Raw genomic sequence first — 21,974 nt, 5'->3', positions numbered from 1 at the left:
GGCCGATTTAGAAAGGAAAGGTGGGGGTATACGTCTTTCCCCTTGCTTCGCTCGGGTGCGCTCGGACCTGGAGGTCCTCGACCCGGGATGGTGGTGGCGGGGTTAATTACGGTTGCGGGGGGAGGACCTCCGGTCCGACTGTGCCGGGAAGGATCGCGCGGCTTCCTTTTACCCCTTGCTTCGCTCGGGTAGGCTCGGACCTGGAGGTCCTCGACCCGGGATGGTGGTGGCGGGGTTGATTACGGTTGCGGGGGGGACCTCCGGTCCGACTGTACCGGGAAGCGCAGTGCTGCTTCCTTTTTTCCCTTGCTTCGCTCGGGTGCGCTCGGACCTGGAGGTCCTCGACCCGGGATGACGGCGGCGGGGTTAATTACGGTTGCGAGGGGAGGACCTAGCCGATCGAAGCACCGCCTCGGGTAGGGGAGCACGGGTCCAGGCAACCCAGCCCCGGTTTCCCTACCTTAACAAGCCGCCATTTGGTGGCCACAACCGGTCGGCCTAAATTTGCGTTAGCAATAGTTGTCAAAGCAATTAAAATTTTACGATCATGACCCAGACCGCCCCGCACACTTCTCACCAAGTTTCTACCGACGCTTTTCCGATGAACGGAACGGATTACGTCGAAATGCTGGTCGGTAATGCCCGGCAGTCGGCGCACTTTTACCAGACCGCGATGGGCTTTCAGCCGCTGGCGTATTCCGGTTTGAGCACGGGTGTCAAGGACCGAGAATCTTACGTTTTAATACAGGACAAAATCCGTTTGGTGCTGACCACGCCACTGAAGCCCGGCACCGATATTGGTAAATTGATCGATCGACACGGGGATACGGTGCGTACCGTAGCGCTGTGGGTAGACGATTCGCGGGCGGCTTTCGCTACTGCCATCGAGCGGGGAGCGGAATCCTACTTCGAGCCAAAAGAGGAGAAGGACGATCAGGGGCATGTCGTTCGCTCCGCCGTGAAGAGCTACGGCGATACCGTACACTTATTCGTCGAGCGCTCGGCCTACGACGGCGTGTTTCTACCCGGCTTCGTGGCCTGGGAACCGGAGTACCGACCCGGCCCCGTCGGTCTGAAGTACGTGGACCATATGGTCGCCAACGTCGACGAAGGCCAGATGAATAAATGGGTGGACTGGTACGCCAACGTACTGGGCTTCAAACAGCTCATCAGCTTTGACGATAAGGACATCAGCACCAAGTACACCGCCCTGATGAGCAAGGTGATGTCGAACGGCAACGGCCGCATCAAATTTCCGATCAATGAGCCGGCTCCCGGCCTCAAGAAGTCGCAGATCGAAGAGTACCTGGAATTTCACGGCGGACCAGGAATCCAGCACATTGCCGTTGCGACGGACGATGTCGTTGACACAGTGACGCAGCTTCGCAATCGCGGCGTCGAATTCCTGCGCGTACCCGATACCTACTACGATACGCTGCTGGATCGGGTAGGGGAGATCGATGAGTCTATCGAACCGCTCCGGGAACTCGGTATCCTCGTGGATCGCGACGATGAGGGTTACCTGCTCCAGATCTTTACCCGCCCGATTGGTAGCCGTCCGACGGTCTTTTACGAGATCATCCAGCGGAAGGGCGCTACCAGTTTCGGTAAGGGGAACTTTAAGGCGTTGTTTGAGGCTATTGAGCGCGAGCAGGAGTTGCGGGGAACGCTTTAGTGGAGCTCGCTTTGCTCGCTATAGAGCTGGTGCTTCGCACTGCGCTGTAGAGCTCGCTTCGCTCGCGGTAGAGGGTCGTGCTTCGCACTTGCGGTAGAGTTCGCTTCGCTCACGGTAGAAGCTACCAGGTAGGCACTTTCGTTCTGATAGGGACGGCCGCGACCGCAGGTAGCTCTGCCGTCAAGCGAAGTGCAGGCTCTTTACCGGCGTAGCCCTCTACTACGACCGCAGGGAGATATACCGCGACCGCAGCGAGCGCTTACTCCGGTTCGAAGCCCAGGATGATGTTAAAGGTGCTGAGGTTGCCGTTTTCGGTGAGGTCAGGGTTCTTGTCGAAGCCGTAACCCCAGTCGAAACCGAGCGTACCGAACATGGGTAGGAAGACACGAGCGCCTAGTCCTACGCTGCGCTTCAGGTCGAAGGGATTGAAGTCGCGAGCGGTACGCCAGGCATTACCACCCTGTGCGAAGGCCAACACGAAGATGGTACTGGAGGGGTTTAAGCTTAGTGGGTAGCGTAATTCTACCGTGTATTTGCTGAAGATAGGCGTGGCGATCTTCCGTGACCCGCCCGTAGGGGTAGTGATGAAGTTGTTCGGCAGGTCTTCGATTTCGTAACCCCGAAGGCTGATGATATCCACGCCGGCGAAGGCGAATTGCTGGTTGTTGACGCCATCGCCACCGAGCTGGAAGCGTTCAAAGGGGCTCACGCCTACCGCGTCGTCGTAACTTCCGAGGTAGCCGATTTTGGCCTGCGTTTTGAGCACGAGTTTTTGGTCGCTCGACAGCGGGGTGTACCACTCGGCATTCAGGCGCCACTTGTGGTATTCCACGTAGCGGAAGCGTTCCTCTACCTCCTCCAGCAGGTTGGGATTATCCCGGATCCCGAGCTTGCGGTAGGGCGGCGTAGCCTGTAGCGATAGCTCGATGTTGGATCCCTGCTTGGGATAGATCGGGTCGGTCGCGGTATTGCGCGATAGGGAGAACTGGAAACTGAAGTTGTTATAGTTACCGGTGGTGACCTGTTCGTTCCGATCGGTGGTGAAGAGTTCGCCCCAGTTATTAAGGGTCAACGTCTGGAGGTTGATGCCGGTCCGGAAGACGAAGTTATCGTCGGGCCAGCGAAGGCGGGTGCCCAGGCTCACGGCGGCCTGCTGAATGATCAGCTTACGGGGTAGGGATTCGGTACCGAAGTCATACTTGTTGTAGAAGGCGGACACCGAAAGCGAGGTAGGCCGTTTACCCCCCAGCCAGGGCTCGGTCAGGCTGGCGTTGTAGCTCTGGTAGAACTTACCGTTGGTCTGTGCGCGTAGCGACAGGCGCTGTCCGTCACCCTGCGGCAGGGGATGCCAGGCTTCGCGGTTAAAGAGATTGCGGAGACTGAAGTTGTTGAACGTCACCCCCAGCGTGCCGATGACGCCGCGGCGTCCGCCCCAACCGGCGCTGAGTTCCAGCTGGTCGCTGGGTTTTTCTTCTACGGTGTAGATAATGTCTACCGTACCACGGTCGGGGTTGACGGGGGTTTCGATGCCCAGCGTTTCCTGGTTAAAGTAGCCAAGGCCGATGATCTGCCGCTGGGAGCGGATGATGTCGGAGCGGCTGAATTTTTGTCCCGGGCGGGTGAAAAGCTCCCGGCGGATGACGTGCTCGTGGGTGCGATCGTTGCCGTTGATGACTACCTTGTCGATGGTAGCTTGCGGTCCTTCGAAGATGCGCATTTCCAGGTCGATCGAGTCGCCGTCAATCGCCACCTCGATGGGGTCCACGTTGAAGAACAGGTAGCCGTTGTCCATGTAGAGCGAAGACACGTCGGCATTGTCCTGGCTGAAGCTCAGGCGGGTTTGTAGTTCCTCCTCGTTGTAAACGTCTCCGCGCTCGACGCCCAGTACGCGGGCCAGGGTTTCGTCGTCGTAGATGGAGTTGCCCTTCCAGGTAATATCCCGGAAGTAATACTGATTGCCTTCGTTGATCCGGATGTCGATGACCAATCGGTCATTATCGTCGCGGTATACGCTATCGCTGAGTACGCGGGCATCACGATAACCGAGCGTATTGTAGTACGCGATCATGGCGTCTTTATCCTCTTCGTATAGCTCGGGCTGGAACTTGGAACTCTTGAAAAGCTTCCGCTTCTCGTTCGTTTCCTTCATTTGCTTCTGCAGCTTCCGCTCCTTAACGGCATCGTTGCCGATGATGTTAATCTCGGAAATCTTCACGCGGTCGTTGCGCTTGATGTCGAAGAGCAGGCGAACGGAGTTGGCGCGGCTGGTATCGGGGATTTCTTCGACGGAAACGGTGGCATCCAGATATCCCTTTTCAACGTAGTATCCGCGAATGGCCTCGGCGGCGTTGACTTTGGCATCCTCGGTGACGATACCGCCGCGAACGATGTATTTGTTGACCTCTTCGTTGAGGTCATCGTGCCGGCCCTGCTTGGCACCGGTAAAGCTATGCCGTAAGAAGCGGGGGCGTTCCTCCACGCGGACGATGAGGAAGATGACGTCACCGATGGTCTTTTCCTCTTCGATGGAAACGTTGGTGAAAAGCCGCAGACGCCAGAGGTTCTTGATGGCGCGGGGAATGTCCGGCCCGGGGATCCGGATATCCTGGCCTACGCTCAGACCGGTCACACCGATGATGGCGTTCTCCTCCGCGAAGTATGCGCCTTCGATCTTGATGCCGCCGATCTCATACTCTTGGGGGTCGGAGTAATCGTAGACGGGGATATCCAGGGAATCGGTCTGTGCGGTCAAGGTCGTCAGACAGCCGAAAGCGAGGAAGAAAAGTAAAAAGCTAAATCTCATGCTATATCGGTTTGCCGGATCGGAGACCGGCCATCGGGGTAAGGATGGGTGCCAACACTCAGTGGTTGGTCGGCTGCTTGAGTTGTTCGCTGGTTTTACCGAAACGTCTTTCCCGTTGCTGGAAATCGACGATGGCGGCGTAGAGATCGGGTTTGCGAAACTCCGGCCAGAAGACAGGACTAAAGTAGAACTCGGCGTAAGCGGCTTGCCAAAGGAAAAAGTTACTCAGCCGGTGTTCGCCGCTCGTGCGAATGATCAGTTCCGGATCGGGGTAGGCGTGGGTGCTGAGGCGGGAGCTCAGCGTGCCCTCGTCGACGGCTTCCGGGTCCAGGCGTCCGGCACTGACCTCCGTGGCCAGTTGGTGGGCGGCCCGGGCCAGATCCCATTTGCCACTGTAATTGAGTGCCAGAATAAGGGTCATCCCCTCTCCGCTGGCGGTTTGCTCGATACCGAAGCGCAGAGCCTGCTGGGTTGCTTCGGGAAGCCCGGCGGTGTCGCCGATGGTAGCCAGGCGGATGCCGTTGTCGAGCATCATCTCCATTTCGTTGCCGATCGTGTCGACCAGCAGCTGCATGAGTGCACCAACTTCCATCTCCGGGCGACTCCAGTTTTCCGTGCTGAAAGCATAGAGAGTGAGGTAGCCAACGCCCAATTCGGCGCAGGACTCGACGGTGGCGCGTACGGCCTCAACGGCACTGTGGTGACCGAAGACGCGGGGTTTGCCCTTGCCTTTGGCCCAGCGACCGTTGCCGTCCATAATAACGCCCACGTGGTGGGGTAGGCGATCCTTATCAATACGTTCCTTGAGCTCCTGCATAGTAACGGACGCGCGAAGGTACGGATTTTTAGTACGGAAGTGGGTAGTCGCTCCCGCTGGTTGAAATTCGTACGGTAGGTATGGAGTCGGTTGGCTTCGCCATCCGGAGTAGTACGGTAGTAGCTCCCGCTGGTCGGCTGTCGGTGCCTTAATGGGGTAGACTGGCTGGCTTCGCCGTCCGGGTAAGGGGTAGGCGAGGTCATCGGATGGGTGTTATAGCGGAGGACTTCTCCGATGTTTACCGCCAGTTTCTCCTGTGCTCCGCCGACGAAAATTAGTTAAATAAAAGGTCGGCAGCGAAATTTCACTAAATTGCACCGCTATTCCGTAGATCTTACGGTTTTTTACCTTCGATTGTGCAGCGAGACTATCGCGCTAACCTTATATATGCGGCTCACCACCTTTATTACCGTCGCCTGCCTGACTATTTTCGGGAGTTTGTCGGCCCAGACCAATCTGCAAGGAGAAATCCTGGATGCGAACAATGGGGATCCGCTCATCGGTGCCAGTGTGCTCGTGAAGGGAAGCACGACGGGAACGGTGACGGATATCGATGGAAGCTGGGAACTGACGGTAAGTGGCCTGCCCATTATCCTGCAATTTTCTTACCTGGGCTATGCGCCCACGGAAGTAGAAGTGACCGACGTCGATCAGGATCTAACCATACGACTGGGCGACGACGCGGTAACCACGGAGGTGGTGGAAGTACGCGGGCGCCGCATCAGTGAAAAACAGCAGCAGGCGGCTTTGACCGTAGAAACCCTGGACGCCATAGCCATCAAGGAAACCGCGGCCGCCAATTTTTACGACGGCTTGGGTAGCCTGAAAGACGTCGACCTTACGGCGGCCAGTCTCGGCTTCAAGATCGTCAATACCCGCGGCTTCAACAGTACCAACCCGGTGCGTTCTTTGCAGATAATCGACGGGGTGGATAATCAGAGCCCGGGCCTGAACTTCAGTCTGGGCAACTTCCTGGGCGCTTCCGAGCTGGACGTGAACCGGGTGAATTTGGTGGTGGGGGCCTCTTCCGCTTTTTACGGACCGAATGCCTTTAACGGGGTGATTGCGATTGAAACGAAGGATCCTTTTCTTCAGCAGGGCCTTTCGGCCCAGATCAAGGTGGCGGAGCGGAATCTGATTGAGGGAGGGGTGCGCTGGGCGCAGGCCATCAATAATGACGAGGGACAACCCTGGTTTGCCTACAAGCTGAATCTTTTTGGCTTCCGCGCGGACGATTGGGTGGCGGATAACTATGATGCAGTTTACGATAGTCCTGCTGCGGAGGATAACCCTGGGGGGTATGACGCCGTCAATATTTACGGAGACGAGTATACTACTTCCCTTGATTTTCGAGAGAGTAACGTGCCCGGCATCGGTATTGTCCACCGCCGTGGCTACGCCGAAATTGATTTGGTAGATTACGACAGCGAAAACCTGAAGGCCGGCGCCGCTATCCATTTTCGGCTTAATCCGGCGCGAACTTTAGAGAGCACGGAAGTCATTCTCGCAACCAACTACAGCACCGGTACAACTGTATACCAGGGAGATAATCGCTTTAGTCTGCGAGGCATTGAGTTTTACCAACACCGCCTGGAGATTAGGAACCGCGATAATTTCTTCTTGCGGGGCTACGTCACCCACGAGAATGCGGGAGAGAGTTACGATCCCTATTTCACCGCCCTTCGCCTGCAGGACCGGGCGGCGCCACTGGCGCGCTGGCAATCGCCTTACCTGAACTATTGGCAGAGTAACGTGCAGCCGCGCTTTACCGGCCGCGACGACTACCCACGGGGCATCGACTATATCGGCGACCCAGAAGGCCTTAGAACAGCCCGCTCGGAGTTCTTCGCGCAACCAGAGGTCCGTGATATTTTAGTGGAGGGTAGTGAGGAAGCGCAGGCTTACGCAAATACCGGTACCGATTTTTTCAATACGCAGGATTTTTTTGAACCAGGAACCGAGCGATTCCAGGAAGCCTTCGCCGAAATTACCGGTCGATTGCCTACGGAAGGCGGGACGCGATTTTACGATAAGTCAGCGCTCTACCACCTGCACGGGGAGAAGCAATTTCCTAACCTGCTTGGCGAGGGCAGCACTAATAGCTTATCCGTCACAGTCGGCGCGAACGGTCGATTGTATACACCGAATAGTAAAGGCACGATACTACTCGATACTATGGGCCGAACGATCACGAACTGGGAAGCGGGAGCCTACGGCGGCGGCACCTACACCATCAATAATCGCTACCGGATCAGTGGCAGCTTACGGGCAGATAAGAACCAAAATTTCGATCTACTGCTGAGCCCGGCTGCTTCTGCGGTATACACGCCAAATGAACAGACTACCTTTCGGGCAAGCTTCAGCAGCGCGATTCGAAATCCTACTCTTTCGGACCAATACCTATTCTACAATGTCGGAAGGGCTATTCTTATTGGTAATCTAGATGGATTCGAGAACTTAATTACCGTGGAAAGCCTCCGGGAAGCCATTAATAGCCAGGATCTCGACCGATTAGAGCGATTCGACATCACCCCCATCCGTCCGGAACGCGTACGTACACTGGAGGCAGGCGTGCGGAGTACGGTATTCGAGAAGCTCTATTTGGACGCTACCTACTATTACAGTTTCTACCGGGATTTTATCGGCTACAATCTGGGGGTAGAAGCTACCTTCGATCCGGTAACCAATCTGCCGAACAGCGCACAGGCCTACCGGGTATCAGCCAATGCAACCGATCGAGTGACGACGCAGGGCTTTAGCCTCGGGGCAAACTATTATTTCGGCTCCTATTTCGTATTTAACTCAAATTATAGCTGGAACCGCCTAAACACCGCTACGGAGGACCCGATCATACCGGCGTTCAATACGCCGGAACACAAATACAACGTGGGAGTTTCCGGACGTAATGTTCCACTCAAAATTGGCTCCTCGATCGAAGACTTCGGGTTCAACATCACGTATAAATGGATTGACGGTTACCTGTTTGAAGGTTCTCCTCAGTTCACAGGACTCATTGAAAGCTACGGTCTGTTAGACGCGCAGTTCAACTTTACCATTCAGCCGATCAATACTACGTTAAAACTGGGCGCGTCAAATATTCTCAACAACGAAGTTTTCCAGGTTTATGGCGGTCCCAGAATAGGCCGCCTGGCCTACGTTTCCGCCACTTACAATTGGCAAAAACGGTAATTGCTTATACCCTTTAATTCAACTCGACCTAATATGATTAAAAATTTTACCCTAACCCTTGCGGTGGCCGTGCTTGCGGCTGTATCCGCACAAGCGCAACTGCGCTACGTGGACGCGGATTTCGATGTGGAGATAACGACAGACGTCGTTTACGGGAATAACATCAGCGTCCTGACCGGCGAACCGCAACCCGTAGATCTGCTTACCGACGTGTACGCTCCCTCCGAAGATACCACCGACAGTCGTCCAGCGGTAATCTTGATGCACACTGGCAGTTTCGTGCCGCCCCTAATCAGTGGCGGCATTACGGGTAGCCGTAGTGACAGTGCGGTCGTGAATATCGCCAAACGTCTGGCCGCGCGCGGCTACGTAGTTTTCGCAGCCACCTACCGTGCCGGATGGAACCCCGCCGGCGACCAGAATACTCGGACCGGTACCCTTCTGAATGCTGCTTACCGGGGCGGTCAGGATACGCATAATGCCATTCGCTGGATCAAAAAGACCGTAGCGGAAGACGAAAATCCCTATGGCGTTGATACGACCAAGCTTGTGGTATGGGGATTGGGAACAGGCGGCTACAATGTCCATACCGCCGCCTACCTGGATCGCTACGAAGAGCTGCGTGAGGATAAGTGGATTAATTCGTCAACGGGTAACATATACGTGGACGAAGCTCTAAGCGGCGATCCGCAGGGGCTTACCGAAGCACCCCTCAATACCGTGAACTATCCTGGCTATACCTCAACCTTCCAGCTGGGTGTCAACATGGGAGGTGCACTGGGGGATACGACCTGGATAGAAGGAAAAGAAACCGAACCTGCGCTAATCGGTTTGCATGTGGTTTCCGATCCTTTCGCTCCGTTTGGCAACGGTCCGGTGATCGTGCCGGTCGGCCAGGCCTTCGTGGTTAACGTCAGCGGGACGAACATCGCGGTAAGGGAGGCCAACGAAACGGGGCAGAACGACGCAATGGCACCCGCGAACGACCCCAGTCAAGTCAATTCTTCCGTATTCGGTCAACTAGCGACTTTCGTTGCAACAAGAAACGCCCAACTAAAGAACGTAACGATTGACTACCAAGGTGAGATGCTACCCTTGAGCCGCGATAATATGTATCCCTTCATTCTACCCGGTTTGCAAGCAGGACCTTGGGACTGGACCAACAAAGCTCAGCTCGATGCGCTGGTTGCAGCCGTCAACAGTAGCCAGGGGACTTCTTACGATTCCGATGAGCTGTACCAGAACAGCTTGCGCACGAATCCCGATATGAGTCAGGCAAAAGGAATGGCCTACATCGATACCACAATGGCTTTCTTTCTTCCGCACGCCTGCGAGGCGCTTGATCTGGCTTGTGCCCCCAGCATCACGGACGTAGAGGAGTTGCTGCAAGCCGATGCGGTACAATTGGCACTGGCTCCGAATCCCGCCGCGGATTACGTGACCCTGACCACCGCCGACGAGCACCTCATTCGTGACGTAGCCGTGTATTCCATCACTGGACAACGGGTAGTTTACGTCGCAGGAATTGACCAGACAAATTATCGCCTCGACCGGGGCACGCTGCCAAGAGGGCAATACGTTGTTCGGGTCAGAGTAGATAAGGGAATTACCGCACGGAAAGTATTTTTCAACTAGATTTTCCGGTAAAGCAGTACGAAGACCCCGCCGGCACCCGCCGGCGGGGTCTTTGCTATTTAATCAGATCCTTCGGCGGCGCCAAAAAGATCCCCACCCGCACGAAAGGCCGGCTCCCCGGGCTCGTTTCCAGGTCCAGGTCGATGTCGTCGGCGGGGTTAAAGCGGGTCTGCCAGGGGATGAAGACGCCGCCCTGGGCGAAGGCCCAGACCCAGGGCGCGAAGTTGTGCTCGTACTGTAGCATCGCGCGCACGCCATTGTTGCGCAGGAAGTATTGCTGCAGCTCCTCGAAGCCGCGACCGTCGGTATTGAGGGCGTAGTATTTGCTGTCGAAGGTGGCGCCGAGCAGGAAATTATTCAGCAGGCGTTCACCCACGTTGCGGCGGACGTAGGCCTGTCCAGGCAGGGCGGTCTGGATGCCCCAGTGGTCGTTGAAGGTCTTGTTGTAAACAAAGAAGGGAAGCGCGATCTGGCGGGCTTTGTTGTTGCTGTAGGTGACGCCGACGGCCCATTCTTCGTCCAGACTCACCTTCTTGCCGTAAATGAGGGCGGCACTGTAGGTACGGTAAAGACTGCCGAAATCGATCAGGCCCTGGTAGTCACCGTTCAGCGACATGCGCACCCGGCTGGACAGGTAAAAGCGATCGTCGAAGCTATAGGTGAAGTAGGCCGATAGCTTGTTGGCCTTGAGCCGCCGTTCGTCGAGCAACTGAAACAGGGTCTGCTCGTTCTCGTAGCCTTCGTAGGGGTCGTTGAAGAAGTATTTCTCCGTATCCCACTCGTAACCCAGCAGCATCTTGACGCGGGGCTTATTCAGTAAAGGAATCTTGAATTTGAAGGTGAACTGCTCGAGGTGGGTGACATGTTGTTTGCCGCCACCGATCGCATTGCCCCCGTCCCAGTAAAATTCCGGCTGGGTTTCGTAGCGGACGCTGAGCCCGCGGCTCTGGCTACGAAAACGGACGCCGGGGCGTGACCATACGGGCATGTCATCCGTGAGGGCTTCTATGTTTCCTTGCTCTAACTCGATTTGTCCGAATAGGGGAAGCGTCCCGAATAGTAAGAACAAGGAGAAGTAGCCAGCGCGTCGAAGCATATTTTAGAAGGAGGTATAGTCTGATAATAGCCCACGATCCATAACCGGCCTACGGGTATATGATGTTCAGACCTGTAGCTGGGCGTCCGCGATTGGTTGGTGAACGAACATTTACGCCCCCTACGCTTACTTTGTAAAAATATTTAATACGTGGCCTCACCCTCCCTGCCCGTCCTTACTTTGACTACCGACTTCGGTCGGGCCGATTTTCATCTTCCGCGCCTGAAGGCTCGGCTACTGAGCGCGCAAGCCGGGTTGTCCATCGTGGATATCAGCCATGAGATTCCGCCCTACGATATCGTCACCGCGGCCTTCGTATTCAATAAGGTGTGGCGGCATTTTCCCAAGGGGAGCATCCACCTGTTGCGGGTGTACGATTACTACCAGCCCAAGGGGCGCTTCCTGGCCGCCTACCACGAAGGGCACTATTTCATCGCTCCGGACAATGGAATATTCTCGCTCGTCTTTGGAGAGATTCCGGAGAAGACCTTCGTGCTGGACGGCTACCAGGCGGAGACGCCGCTGAGTGAGATTTACGCCCGGGCGGTTGGCCACCTCACCCACCGCCGGCCATTTCACGAGATCGGCGTACCCTCCACCCGGTACACGGAGCGGCTGGCCTTCCAGCCGGTGATCGGACCAAACTACATCCGGGGGGCGGTGGTCTTTATCGACCGATTCGATAACGTGACCACGAACATCAGTCGCCGAATATTCGAGGAGGTGGGAGAGGGAAGGGGCTTTCAGCTCCTCGTCAAGCGCATGCCTCCCCTCGACGGACTGAGCTTCGGCTACCACGACGTGCCGGAGGGGGAGGCGCTGTGCCGTTTCGACTCGGACGGCTACCTGGAGATCGCGGTCAATCTGGGCCGGGCCGCCACCCTCCTGAGCATTGCGGTGGAGGATACGGTGCAAATCGAATTTTTTAGCGTCAGTTGATCCCCCCGGTGTCGCTCGCTTTCGGATCCTTCCTTATACCCAGTCGTCCGTGAAGTGTTTTCGTTGTTTCTCCCGACCAAATTTTTCCGCGTTGTAGCGAGCCGAATCTCCCCGGGGTATGGATAAGGAGATCCAGTTTTCTCCCCGAATTTGCTTGGCGAGCAGTACGATCTGGCCGATGTGGTAACTGTAGTGCGCCAGCTGCCGGTTGATAGCCTCGGCCACGGTGTGTCCTTCGTTGCGAATGTAGACGATGGCGGTCAGCTGCTCGGCTTGAAGCCCCACGATGGCATTCTCCACAACTGTCCACCCCTCGTTCCAGGCCCCCTGCAGGGCCGCACGGTCGGCGAAGTCGTCGATGAACTCCGCTTCCCGGTCGCGCCAGGGCTTTTCGCCATCCGTGGTCAAAAACTCCGTCCACCGGCTTTTCATATTTCCGGACAGGTGTTTGACGATTACGGCGATGCTGTTGCTGCCGGCCTGGTCGTCCGCGCGGAGTTCGTCAAAGGTGAGTTGATCCATCGCTCGTTGGCCCAGGGTGCGGTAATACGCAAACTGCTTCCGGTAGCTGACGAAGAGTTCCTGTCCGAGATCCATGGGCTTGGTTGGGCTGGTCGGTTGCAATTTACTTTTCTCCTGCGCTTCGACGCCCTTGGTCAGTGGTTGAATTAGTGAATGAGTGAAAGACTGAATTTGGCGGGGATACTCGCTTCGCTCGTGCGCCTGCGGGTCTGGAGAAAGGGTGAATTAGCGAATGAGTGAAGGACTGAAGGACTGAATTTGGCAAGGATGCTCGCTTCGCTCGTGCGCCTGCGGCGGGGTGCTGAGCACAGATTTCGCAGATTCCTGCACAGATTCAGCACGGATTTTTCCGCATACCAATTGAATATCACAGATGGCGAACCGCTGCACAGCTTGGTAGCTGATATTGCCCATGGATTCAAGATGACCCATCTATGCTACCATGAAAATGATACGTGGCGATTCACTACTCTAAAGGTAATGAAGGACTGAATGGTGCGGGGATGCTCGCTTCGCTCGTCTGCCGCCACTGGAATGCGCACCACGAGCCGCAGGCGAGCTGCCCCGTGCGGTAGCTATTCACTAATCCAGTCCTTCAAAAATTCAGTCCTTAAATAAGACTGACGTAGTGGGGGAACATTTCCAGCCACAGCGGCCAGTCGTGCTCAATGTCGCCGCGGACGTCGAGCCAGTGGTCGATGCCCTTGCGGCGGAGCTTTTCGCTGAACTTGAGATTGGCATCGAGGCAGATGTCCCAGTTGCTGGTCCCGAGGACGATCTTCATATTCCAGAGGTGCGGATTGCTGGCGCCTTCGATGAAGTCGGTGGGGTTGTTGAAGTAGGCGTTGTCGTCGTAGTAGCCGCGGAGGAAGGGTTTGATATCGAAGGCGCCGCTCATATTGAAGAGGTGGCTGACCATTTCCGGGTGGCGGAAGGCGAAGTTGGTGGCACTGAAGCCGCCGAAGCTGATGCCGGCGCAGGCAATGCGTCCCATACCGGTGTTCCAGCGGATCTGTGGGACGAATTCGTCGGCCAGGAACTTGTCGTACTGCACGTGCCGCTCCAGCCGGTGACGGGGATGAATATTGGCGTACCAGCTGGCGTTATTGATGCTGTCGGGGCAGAACACCTGAATGAATCCGCGCTCGACGAACCAACGGACGGACTCGATCATGCCGCGGTCCTTGGCTTCGTAGTAGCTACCCAGCGTAGTGGGAAAGATGACCACCGGGTAGCCGTGGGTACCGAAAGTGAGCATTTGGATACTGTGCCCGAGGTGGTGGCTGTAGAACTCGGTGTAGGTTTCGCGCATGTAAGTAATGGTCAGGGGCATCAAGGTAGTAAACCGCCGTAATACGCCTACCTTTGGTGCGTGAAACCGGTCAACTATTTACGGCAGATTGCGGGCAGCCTGTTTTCGCGGCGAAAGCGATTGCTGCGCCGGGATTACGTCATGCCCAGCGTACACCTCGACCGGGAGGTACTGATCACGGTATACCGGCCCGCCGTACCGCCCTGGCGACTCCTTTCCCTGGTCATTTTCAACGACGGGCAGGACCTGAAGCGGATGGAACTGGGCAACCGCCTGAAGGAAATGTACCGGGAAAAACGCCTCCCCCCCACGCTGGTCGTCGGCGTACATGCCGGCAACCGGATGCGGGAGTTCGGGACGGCCGGCAAGCGCGACCACGCGGGCAACGGCGAGGCCGCCGCCGCCTACCAACGCTTCCTCATCGAAGAGTTACTGCCCTGGCTGAAGGACCACAACAACATCTACCACAGCGCCGAACGGCGCGTCATTGCCGGCTTCAGTCTGGGCGGATTATCGGCCTTCGATACCGCCTGGCACCACCCACAGGTCTTTAAGACCGCCGGCATCTTCAGCGGCTCGCTCTGGTACCGCAGCAAGAAGTACAACCCCAAATTGCCGGACGCCAACCGTATCCTGCACGATAACGTCCTGCGGCAACGCAAGCCCATTCCCAACCGCTTCTGGTTCATGGCCGGCACCGCCGACGAAACCGAAGACCGGAACCAAAACGGCGTCATCGACAGCATCGACGATACCCTCCAACTCATGGCTCTCCTCCAGGAAAAAGGATTACGGGCCGGCGAAGACATGGTCTACGTGGAAGTGGAAGGCGGTACCCACGACCCCGAGACCTGGGGCAAGGTGGTGGGGGAGTTTTTGGAGTGGGCTGTTAAGGAGAAGGGGTAAAGGTTGGAAGGGGTAAAGGGGATACGGTTGGAAGGGGTAAAGGGTGGCCCTGCTCGCTTCGCTCGTAGTGCCGCCAGTCCTTAACCCCTTAGCCCCTTAACCCCTTAACCCCTTAACCCCCTAGCCCCTTCTCTCCTTTACCCCTTGTCCGTTGTACCTTCGCGCCATGGAAATAAATTATTTGGAACTCGCCCGTGAAGTAGGGCAAATTACCCGCCGGGCCGGAGCCGAAATCCTGAAGATTTACGAATCCGATGATTTTGGCGTGGAGCAGAAATCGGATGATAGTCCGCTGACGAAGGCCGACCGGGCAGCCAACGAGGTAATCGTGGCCGGACTGAAGGAACTGAAGCTGAAGGCGCCGATCGTTTCGGAGGAGGGGAAGGATATTCCCTATACCGAGCGGGAGCAGTATACGCGCTTCTGGCTGGTGGACCCTCTCGACGGTACGAAGGAATTCATCAAGCGGAACGGAGAGTTCACCGTCAACATCGCATTAATTGAGAACGGCCGGCCGGTGCTGGGCGCGGTGTACGTGCCGGTACCCGATGACCTGTACTACTCCGCCGAAGGCCAGGGCGCTTTCCAGGACGGGGAAGGCAAGGTGAAGGCCGCCACCTTTACCATGCAGGATCCGGGTTTGAAAGTGGTTGCTAGCCGGAGTCACCTGAACGACGAGACGCAGGCCTTCATGGATAAGCTGACCAACCCCGAGATCGTCAGCCGCGGTAGCTCGCTGAAGATCGTGGAGCTCGCCAAGGGAGCCGCTCACCTTTACCCCCGCCTGGCCCCGACAATGGAGTGGGACACGGCCGCCGCCCACGCCATTCTGCTGGAAGCGGGTGGCCGCATCGTGGACGATGAGACGGGAAAAGAGCTGGTCTACAACAAAGAGGTACTGCGCAATCCGCACTTTGTCGCGTACGGAGCCGTGAGCGAGGGGCAGTTGTCCTGCTGATGGAGCCGCGGCCGTTATCCATCATTTATACGACGTTCAATGAGACGGACATTATCGAACGATCGCTGGCCAGTGTGGCCGGATGGAGTGACGACCTGCAGATCGTAGACAGCTACAGCACCGACGGTACCGCGGAACTACTTGCCGCCCGAACGGATGTGCAGCTCGTGCAGCGAGCATACAGCGGGCCCGCCGACCAGAAGAACTGGGCCATCGGCCGGGCCCGGCACGAATGGATTCTTTTGCTCGATGCGGACGAGATCGTGACGCCGGAGCTGCGCCGAGAGATTGACGATCTGCTACGCGCGCCCGATTTACAGGATGCCTACTGGATCCGCCGCAACAATTATTTCATGGGGCGGCGGATCCGGTACAGCGGCTGGCGGAACGACCGGGTGGTCCGGTTTTTTCACCGTGACCGCGCACGGTATAACGACCGGCAGGTACACGAGGAAATCCGGCTGGATGGTTTGCGCGTGGGAGAACTGTCGGGTAGGCTGGAGCACTACACCTTCAAGCATATGGATCACTTCCTCGATAAGACACGGCGCTACGCCCGTTGGAAGGCGCAGGATACCGCCGAACGTACGCCCCGCGTCACCTGGTTTCATTTGCTGATCAAACCGGGATTCCGCTTTTTTAGCCAGTACGTGCTGAAGGGAGGGTTCCGGGACGGCCGGGAGGGATTGATAATTTGTTACGTCGTGGCTTACGGCGTATTCCTCCGGTACGCTTTTTTACTGGCCGAGCGGCAAAATACGCGGGCATGAACGGCCCGCTCGCGGAGCTTTTCTCATCTTTGTAGTTTCAAATACCCCGTTTTGACACAAGAAAAGTTCGTGATCGTTGGAGGGGGCGCCGCCGGACTCGTTGCCGCGCTGACGCTCGAGGCGGCCGGGCACGCCCCCCTGCTACTCGAACGGGAAGACGAAATCGGCGGCCGCTTGCGTACCGACGTGGTTGACGGTTTTCGGCTCGACCGGGGTTTCCAGGTTTTACTTTCCGAATATCCGGAGGTTAAACGCTACCTGGACCTGGAGGCGTTGGGGGCGAGTAGCTTCCGCCCGGGCGGACACGTCCATATGCGGCAGCAGCACTTCCGCTTTGCCGATCCGCTGCGGGAACCCGCGCAGTTATTCCGCTCCGCCCTCTCACCCGTCGGCACCCTGAACGATAAGATCCGGCTGGCGCAGCTGGGGCTGAAGCTGATGCGGATAAGCCCCGAGGAGTGCTTCCGGGGCTACACCCAGCAGACTACCATCGACTTCATCTGGAAGTACGGCTTCAGCGAGCAGATCGTGGAGCGTTTCTTCCGGCCCTTTTTCGGTGGGGTCTTCCTCGAACAGAAACTCGAGACTCCGGCGGCTATGTTCCGTTTCGTGCTCAAGATGTTCGCCCAGGGAAGTGCCGTGCTTCCCGCGGAGGGCATCCAGGCGGTGGCTGGGCAGCTGGCCGGAAAGCTCAACCGGACCGAGATTCGTACCGGCGTCAGCGTCAAGCGGATCGATGGGGGAGAGGTGGTTCTGGATGATGACAGCCGGATTTCCGCCCGGGCGATCGTCGTGGCCTGCGCGCCGCATTCCTTCTTCCCGCAAATGGCGGGCAGCGGTGTGGAATACAAATTCACCACGAACCTGTATTTCTACAGCACCCGGCGGCTCAAGGAGAACCGCCTGATTAACCTGGTGGTGGATCCGACCAGCACGATCAATACCTTCTGCGTGATCGATGAGGTGGCCCCGACCTATAAGCTGAATAATCAGGGCGGCTCGTTGATCAGCGTCAGTCTCAAAGCATGCCCGGATACGGACTCGGTGGCCCAGGCGGAGCAGGATCTGCTGCGCCATACGCGCCTGCCGAACGACGCCCTGAGCTTCCTCAAGCAGTACGACATTCCCCGCGCTCTGCCGCGTCTGGAGGAGGTAGCCTACACCTCTGATGCCACGCAGACCCGCCTCATCGACCGCGTCTTTCTGGCCGGCGACCAACAACTAAACGGCTCCCTGGACGCCGCCATGCGCAGCGGTCGCCTGGCGGCGGAGGGCGCACTACGCACCTGAAGATGCTGAGAAATGAATTTCACCTGCCCGCGGGACCCAATGGGGAGCCGGCGGTATACTTCTGCGGCAATAGCCTGGGCCTGCAACCGAAGGGGGTAGCCGACCAACTGGACCGCGAACTGCGGCTCTGGAAAGAGCGCGGCGTGGAAGGCTGGTGGGGTGGTGACGAGGGCGGCTGGCTGAGCTACCACCGGCGGTTGCAGGAGGATCTTTCCGCCATCGTCGGGGCGGAGCCCGCCGAGGTGGTGGCGTGCAATGCCCTGACGGTCAATCTTCACCTGCTCATGGCTTCTTTTTTTCGGCCGACGGAGCGCAGGAAAAAGATCATCATGGAAAGTGGTGCTTTTCCGAGCGACCAACATGCCGTGCGGGCGCAGCTACAATTTCACGGACTGGACGTCGCCGATAACCTGATCGAGGTAGCCCCCCGGTCGGGAGAGGCGACCATCCGGACGGAAGATATCGTTACCGCCATCGAGGAAGCCGGAGACGAACTGGCGCTCGTCCTGTGGAGCGGCGTTCAGTACTATACGGGGCAGTACTTTGACTTGGAGGCCATTACCGATGCCGGTCGGCGGGTAGGGGCGCGGGTCGGTATCGATCTGGCCCACGCGGTAGGGAACGTTCCCCTGCAACTGCATGCGTGGCAGTGTGATTTTGCCGTCTGGTGTAACTACAAATACCTGAACGGGGGGCCGGGGGCTCCGGGTGGGTTGTTCGTTCATGAGCGACACGCGGCCGACGAGCAATTGCCCCGCCTGGCCGGCTGGTGGGGTCATCGCCAGAGCGACCGCTTCGATATGAAACCCGAATTCAAGCCGGAGTACGGCGCCGCCGGCTGGCAGGTGTCTACGGCACCCGTACTGGGGTTGGCACCATTAATGGCGAGTTTGCCGCTGTTTGCCCGGGCGGGCGGAATGGAAGCTGTACGACAACAGAGTGAATTACTGACGGGGGAATTGTACCGAATTCTGGATGCCCTTCCCGGGATCCGAATCCTCACTCCGGCGACGGCTGCCGATCGGGGGGCGCAGATTTCCGTCTATCTGCCGGGGCACCGTCCGGACCTGGAAAAGCGGCTATCTGAGCGGGGATTGATCTGCGATTACCGCCAGGATAACCTGGATGGCAGTGGCGGTGGCGTACTGCGTTTGGCCCCCGCCCCGCTCTATAATACCTTAGCGGAAGTCACCCGTGTAGGCGAATTGTTGGGGTCCGTCATCGGCACCCGTTAACGGATAAATCAGAACTTCTTTGAAAATTTTCGGTTACATTAGGCAATCAAGACACAGACAAACACATGACTATACTACTCCTAGCCGTCTTGGCGCTTATTGGCGTCTATTTGACTGGCGACTCCACCGTAAAGCAATAATTGCTTCCCTCCGGGGCTCTAGCTTCCTTCTGCTTTTGCTGAATGGCTGCGCTTCCGTTCCGGATCTACCCGACGGGAATTCATTTCCCGCTCCCCCCGCACCCGACTACACCCTTACTGTTAACTGGGCCGCCCTGCCCGGGATGGACGATTACGCCGATCGCGTCCCTGCCGATAGTCTGCAAGACCGACAGTACCAGGCGGCGGCCGACGTTTTCTTCATTCATCCGACCATCTACCGGGATACCCGGAAGGATAACGACTTGTGGAACGCGTCGCTAAGCGACCAAAAGCTGAACAAGGCGGTGGACGAGTCCACCATCCTCAACCAGGCCAGTATTTTTAACGGCGCGGGCAAGGTCTATGCCCCCCGCTACCGTCAGGCCCATCTGAGTGTCTTCTACGATGAAGGCGCCGCGGTAAAGGCCATCGCGCTGGATACGGCGTATCAAGACGTGCTGGCAGCCTTCGACCATTTTCTCAAGTACCAGAACAACGGCAGGCCCATCATCCTGGCTGCGCACAGTCAGGGTACCCTACACGCCGAACGGCTTTTGCACGACCGCTTCGAGGGCACGCCTCTGCGGGAAAAGCTCGTCGCGGCGTACCTGATCGGTATGCCCATCGAGCGGGCGGCGTACCGTGATATTCCCGTTTGTAACGCGCCCGATCAAACCGGCTGCTTCGTGACCTGGCGAACCTACCGCGAAGATTTCGAACCCGGGCCGGGGCAAGATGATCCCGCCGTAGCGGTGGTGAACCCATTAACTTGGACGACGGCTACGGGGAAGGCCCCTGCGTCGCTAAATGAGGGAGGAATATTGCTGAACTATGCGGCCGGGCCGATACCCGAACTCGTATGGGCGGAAATACGCGGCGCTGCTTTGTATACCAATAAGCCCAGCTTTTTCGGTGATATTTTCTTCCGGACCAAGAACTACCACGTCGCGGACTATAATTTCTTTTGGATGAACGTCCGGGAGAATGCGCGGGTCCGGGTGGCAAGGTATCTCGCTTCAAAGCGGCCCCCGGCCCAGTAGCAACTTTCTACCTGCGCCCCGCCGCCCCGAACAGCCCGTGCCCGGCCGGCGTTCGGAAAGGAAAAACCATGGGAAAGACGGAAAATCTATTTAGCCGGGAATCCATCGACAAGATTAAGCAGTTGACGGACGATACACGCACGTGTATGTTCTGTAGCAATCTAGGTGGCCGCCCCTTCAGCAGTGCCCCGATGGCCACGCAAAGTGTTGAAGATGACGGGACCATTTGGTTCTTCAGCGCTAAGGATAGCGACCGCAACGCCGATCTACAGCGTGAACCGGAAGCGCAGCTCATCTATAGCAGCGAGCAAAATGAGGAATACCTCAGCCTCTACGGTGACGCGGTAGTGATGTACGACCGGCAGAAGGCCGAGGAACTTTGGTCGCCGATGGTCAAGGTATGGTTCCAGGAAGGACCTACTGATCCGAACCTAAGTTTGATTCGCTTTACGCCGAAGGAAGGTTATTACTGGGATACCCAACACGGTAAGGTGGTAGCCTTTGCTAAAATGGCTGCTTCCGTCGTGACGGGGAAGACTATGGATGACGGCGTGCAGGGCGAGTTGCGGGTTTAGATTTACGATTTACGATTTACGATTGGTTCGGCTAGCCGTGCTATTTGTAATCGGAGTGCCTTTTTGACTGATCCAGATGCTGGTGTATTGACTCTTGTTCTTGGCGATGCTTATCTCGGCGCTACTACGTACATGTAGCGTTGGTGAGCTGATACAACCGACGGTGCGCTTATACCACGACCGGGAATCGAAGGGAGGTTAGGGCTAAGCGTGTGTATCCGTTTTTAAACGAGTATATACGCAAGTAAACCTTTACTTGACGATTATTGAGGGAGGCCGGCCGGAAGTTTGGTGGTGATAAACGACGTGTTTCACTAAACCAAACGACTATGACACGGGACAACCTCATTAATTACCTGGATCGCCTCTCCCAATGTATCCATCCCTTCACCGGAGAGCGGGTAGATAGCGACAGCTGCCTGCGCGAAGCACCCATACGAGCGGAAATGAGCCGGCTGGTTCGCCGGTTGCAACTTGGGCGGGTGCGCATACTGGACCGGCAGGAGATTGCGGATACCATCAGCGACTTACGGGAGTTAGGTTACGAACCTACGCCCCTGCAATTAGCTAAGGTGTTGACGGGGAGCCGGAGTATCGCCGACCCGCGACTGCGGGGCTTGATGGCCTATAAGCAGTACCGCGGGTTACTGAGTCAACGGGCAATCGTGGCCGAGCTGGACAAATTGGAAGCTAATAGCCAGCCGAGGGACCGGCCCGATGCCGAGACCCTCGAATCTACCATGTCCGACTGGAAGGCGATCGATTTCTTCATCACCGGCTCCTTTGATAAACTCGATGAAGGAAAGGCAACTGACCTGAAGCGGGAGGTGGATGAGTTGGGCCTCAGGAAAGCCGGGAGTAAACTGCCGGCGTACATGGCCCGTGCGCGGGAACGGCTACCCCGGGCTTTCGAGCCGTGGACAAAGGCAGAAAAGGCCTTATTGATCGAGGCGATGTGTTATACCAATGATCTGGAGCGACTGGCGACCATCTTCGGCCGGTCGACCACGTCCATCGAGCGGCAGGGGAAGCAGTTGATATGGGCGAGCCGGGAAAAAGCCGCGGCCTGATT

17 protein-coding genes are annotated in these 21,974 nt (G+C 57.2%); 12 read left to right on the top strand and 5 right to left on the bottom strand.

Translation table 11 applies throughout. The features are described 5' to 3' along the window. Positions 1-547: 547 nt before the first annotated feature. Positions 548-1,675, top strand: coding sequence for a 4-hydroxyphenylpyruvate dioxygenase (gene hppD / locus DRW39_RS10655; RefSeq protein WP_116107015.1), 1,128 nt, complete (start codon positions 548-550; stop codon positions 1,673-1,675). A gap of 259 nt (positions 1,676-1,934) precedes the next feature. Here hppD and bamA read toward each other — a convergent pair whose 3' ends face one another. After that, the gene (gene bamA / locus DRW39_RS10650) at positions 1,935-4,478 is read right to left on the bottom strand and encodes an outer membrane protein assembly factor BamA (RefSeq protein ID WP_116107014.1); all 2,544 of its coding nucleotides are present in this window, start codon (positions 4,476-4,478) and stop codon (positions 1,935-1,937) included. A gap of 58 nt (positions 4,479-4,536) precedes the next feature. Continuing rightward, complete coding sequence (locus DRW39_RS10645; RefSeq protein WP_116107013.1) at positions 4,537-5,295, bottom strand: isoprenyl transferase; 759 nt, start codon at positions 5,293-5,295, stop codon at positions 4,537-4,539. 387 nt (positions 5,296-5,682) lie between these two features. On the opposite strand from DRW39_RS10645, the gene DRW39_RS10640 reads away from it, so the two are divergent. Next, complete coding sequence (locus DRW39_RS10640; RefSeq protein WP_116107012.1) at positions 5,683-8,484, top strand: TonB-dependent receptor; 2,802 nt, start codon at positions 5,683-5,685, stop codon at positions 8,482-8,484. A 33-nt stretch (positions 8,485-8,517) separates the two neighbouring features. Further along, positions 8,518-10,119 (top strand): T9SS type A sorting domain-containing protein, encoded by a 1,602-nt coding sequence (locus tag DRW39_RS10635; RefSeq protein WP_116107011.1) that lies wholly within the window; start codon positions 8,518-8,520, stop codon positions 10,117-10,119. Between the two features lie 55 nt (positions 10,120-10,174). Here the strand turns inward: DRW39_RS10635 and DRW39_RS10630 are convergent, their stop codons facing one another. Next, the gene (locus tag DRW39_RS10630) at positions 10,175-11,215 is read right to left on the bottom strand and encodes a hypothetical protein (RefSeq protein WP_116107010.1); all 1,041 of its coding nucleotides are present in this window, start codon (positions 11,213-11,215) and stop codon (positions 10,175-10,177) included. Between the two features lie 150 nt (positions 11,216-11,365). Here DRW39_RS10630 and DRW39_RS10625 point away from each other — a divergent pair, with 150 nt between their 5' ends. Next, a complete protein-coding gene (locus DRW39_RS10625; protein ID WP_116107009.1) occupies positions 11,366-12,154 on the top strand; it encodes an S-adenosyl-l-methionine hydroxide adenosyltransferase family protein in 789 nt (262 codons plus the stop codon). Between the two features lie 33 nt (positions 12,155-12,187). Here DRW39_RS10625 and DRW39_RS10620 read toward each other — a convergent pair whose 3' ends face one another. Further along, positions 12,188-12,751, bottom strand: coding sequence for a DinB family protein (locus tag DRW39_RS10620; RefSeq protein WP_116107008.1), 564 nt, complete (start codon positions 12,749-12,751; stop codon positions 12,188-12,190). A 535-nt stretch (positions 12,752-13,286) separates the two neighbouring features. Then, on the bottom strand, positions 13,287-14,009 hold the full coding sequence (locus DRW39_RS10615; RefSeq protein ID WP_232830123.1) for an alpha/beta hydrolase-fold protein: 723 nt from the start codon (positions 14,007-14,009) through the stop codon (positions 13,287-13,289). A gap of 39 nt (positions 14,010-14,048) precedes the next feature. On the opposite strand from DRW39_RS10615, the gene DRW39_RS10610 reads away from it, so the two are divergent. The 8 genes from DRW39_RS10610 to DRW39_RS10575 all read left to right on the top strand — a co-directional run bounded on the left by DRW39_RS10610 (position 14,049) and on the right by DRW39_RS10575 (position 21,972). Further along, on the top strand, positions 14,049-14,894 hold the full coding sequence (locus tag DRW39_RS10610; RefSeq protein WP_116107007.1) for an alpha/beta hydrolase: 846 nt from the start codon (positions 14,049-14,051) through the stop codon (positions 14,892-14,894). 166 nt (positions 14,895-15,060) lie between these two features. Next, complete coding sequence (gene cysQ, locus DRW39_RS10605; protein ID WP_116107006.1) at positions 15,061-15,852, top strand: 3'(2'),5'-bisphosphate nucleotidase CysQ; 792 nt, start codon at positions 15,061-15,063, stop codon at positions 15,850-15,852. Further along, positions 15,852-16,622: a glycosyltransferase family 2 protein gene (locus tag DRW39_RS10600; RefSeq protein WP_116107005.1), complete on the top strand. Its 771-nt coding sequence runs from the start codon at positions 15,852-15,854 to the stop codon at positions 16,620-16,622. The genes cysQ and DRW39_RS10600 overlap by 1 nt, the downstream gene beginning before the upstream one ends. 51 nt (positions 16,623-16,673) lie before the next feature. After that, the gene (locus tag DRW39_RS10595) at positions 16,674-17,912 is read left to right on the top strand and encodes an FAD-dependent oxidoreductase (protein WP_116107004.1); all 1,239 of its coding nucleotides are present in this window, start codon (positions 16,674-16,676) and stop codon (positions 17,910-17,912) included. A gap of 2 nt (positions 17,913-17,914) precedes the next feature. Next, the gene (kynU, locus tag DRW39_RS10590) at positions 17,915-19,147 is read left to right on the top strand and encodes a kynureninase (protein ID WP_116107003.1); all 1,233 of its coding nucleotides are present in this window, start codon (positions 17,915-17,917) and stop codon (positions 19,145-19,147) included. Between the two features lie 175 nt (positions 19,148-19,322). Then, positions 19,323-20,327 carry a DUF3089 domain-containing protein gene (locus DRW39_RS10585; protein WP_116107002.1) on the top strand — a complete coding sequence of 335 codons (1,005 nt, stop codon included), beginning with the start codon at positions 19,323-19,325 and terminating at the stop codon, positions 20,325-20,327. Between the two features lie 68 nt (positions 20,328-20,395). Beyond that, positions 20,396-20,902, top strand: coding sequence for a pyridoxamine 5'-phosphate oxidase family protein (locus tag DRW39_RS10580; RefSeq protein ID WP_116107001.1), 507 nt, complete (start codon positions 20,396-20,398; stop codon positions 20,900-20,902). Positions 20,903-21,231: 329 nt separating this feature from the next. After that, on the top strand, positions 21,232-21,972 hold the full coding sequence (locus DRW39_RS10575; protein WP_116107000.1) for a hypothetical protein: 741 nt from the start codon (positions 21,232-21,234) through the stop codon (positions 21,970-21,972). Positions 21,973-21,974 lie beyond the last annotated feature (2 nt).

Source organism: Lewinella sp. IMCC34191 (assembly GCF_003390935.1).
Classification (GTDB): domain Bacteria; phylum Bacteroidota; class Bacteroidia; order Chitinophagales; family Saprospiraceae; genus Neolewinella.
The sequence above is the reverse complement of the archived record's forward strand: the minus strand, read 5'-3'. Positions and strand labels throughout refer to the sequence as shown.

What these genes read in the sequence shown, in the direction of transcription:
- DRW39_RS10620 (WP_116107008.1), bottom strand. Translation starts at nt 12,751, where the DNA reads ATGGATCTCGGACAGGAACTCTTCGTCAGCTACCGGAAGCAGTTTGCG.
- bamA (WP_116107014.1), bottom strand. Translation starts at nt 4,478, where the DNA reads ATGAGATTTAGCTTTTTACTTTTCTTCCTCGCTTTCGGCTGTCTGACG.
- DRW39_RS10645 (WP_116107013.1), bottom strand. Translation starts at nt 5,295, where the DNA reads ATGCAGGAGCTCAAGGAACGTATTGATAAGGATCGCCTACCCCACCAC.
- DRW39_RS10600 (WP_116107005.1), top strand. Translation starts at nt 15,852, where the DNA reads ATGGAGCCGCGGCCGTTATCCATCATTTATACGACGTTCAATGAGACG.
- cysQ (WP_116107006.1), top strand. Translation starts at nt 15,061, where the DNA reads ATGGAAATAAATTATTTGGAACTCGCCCGTGAAGTAGGGCAAATTACC.
- kynU (WP_116107003.1), top strand. Translation starts at nt 17,915, where the DNA reads ATGCTGAGAAATGAATTTCACCTGCCCGCGGGACCCAATGGGGAGCCG.
- DRW39_RS10635 (WP_116107011.1), top strand. Translation starts at nt 8,518, where the DNA reads ATGATTAAAAATTTTACCCTAACCCTTGCGGTGGCCGTGCTTGCGGCT.
- DRW39_RS10640 (WP_116107012.1), top strand. Translation starts at nt 5,683, where the DNA reads ATGCGGCTCACCACCTTTATTACCGTCGCCTGCCTGACTATTTTCGGG.
- DRW39_RS10630 (WP_116107010.1), bottom strand. Translation starts at nt 11,215, where the DNA reads ATGCTTCGACGCGCTGGCTACTTCTCCTTGTTCTTACTATTCGGGACG.
- DRW39_RS10575 (WP_116107000.1), top strand. Translation starts at nt 21,232, where the DNA reads ATGACACGGGACAACCTCATTAATTACCTGGATCGCCTCTCCCAATGT.
- DRW39_RS10580 (WP_116107001.1), top strand. Translation starts at nt 20,396, where the DNA reads ATGGGAAAGACGGAAAATCTATTTAGCCGGGAATCCATCGACAAGATT.
- DRW39_RS10615 (WP_232830123.1), bottom strand. Translation starts at nt 14,009, where the DNA reads ATGCCCCTGACCATTACTTACATGCGCGAAACCTACACCGAGTTCTAC.
- hppD (WP_116107015.1), top strand. Translation starts at nt 548, where the DNA reads ATGACCCAGACCGCCCCGCACACTTCTCACCAAGTTTCTACCGACGCT.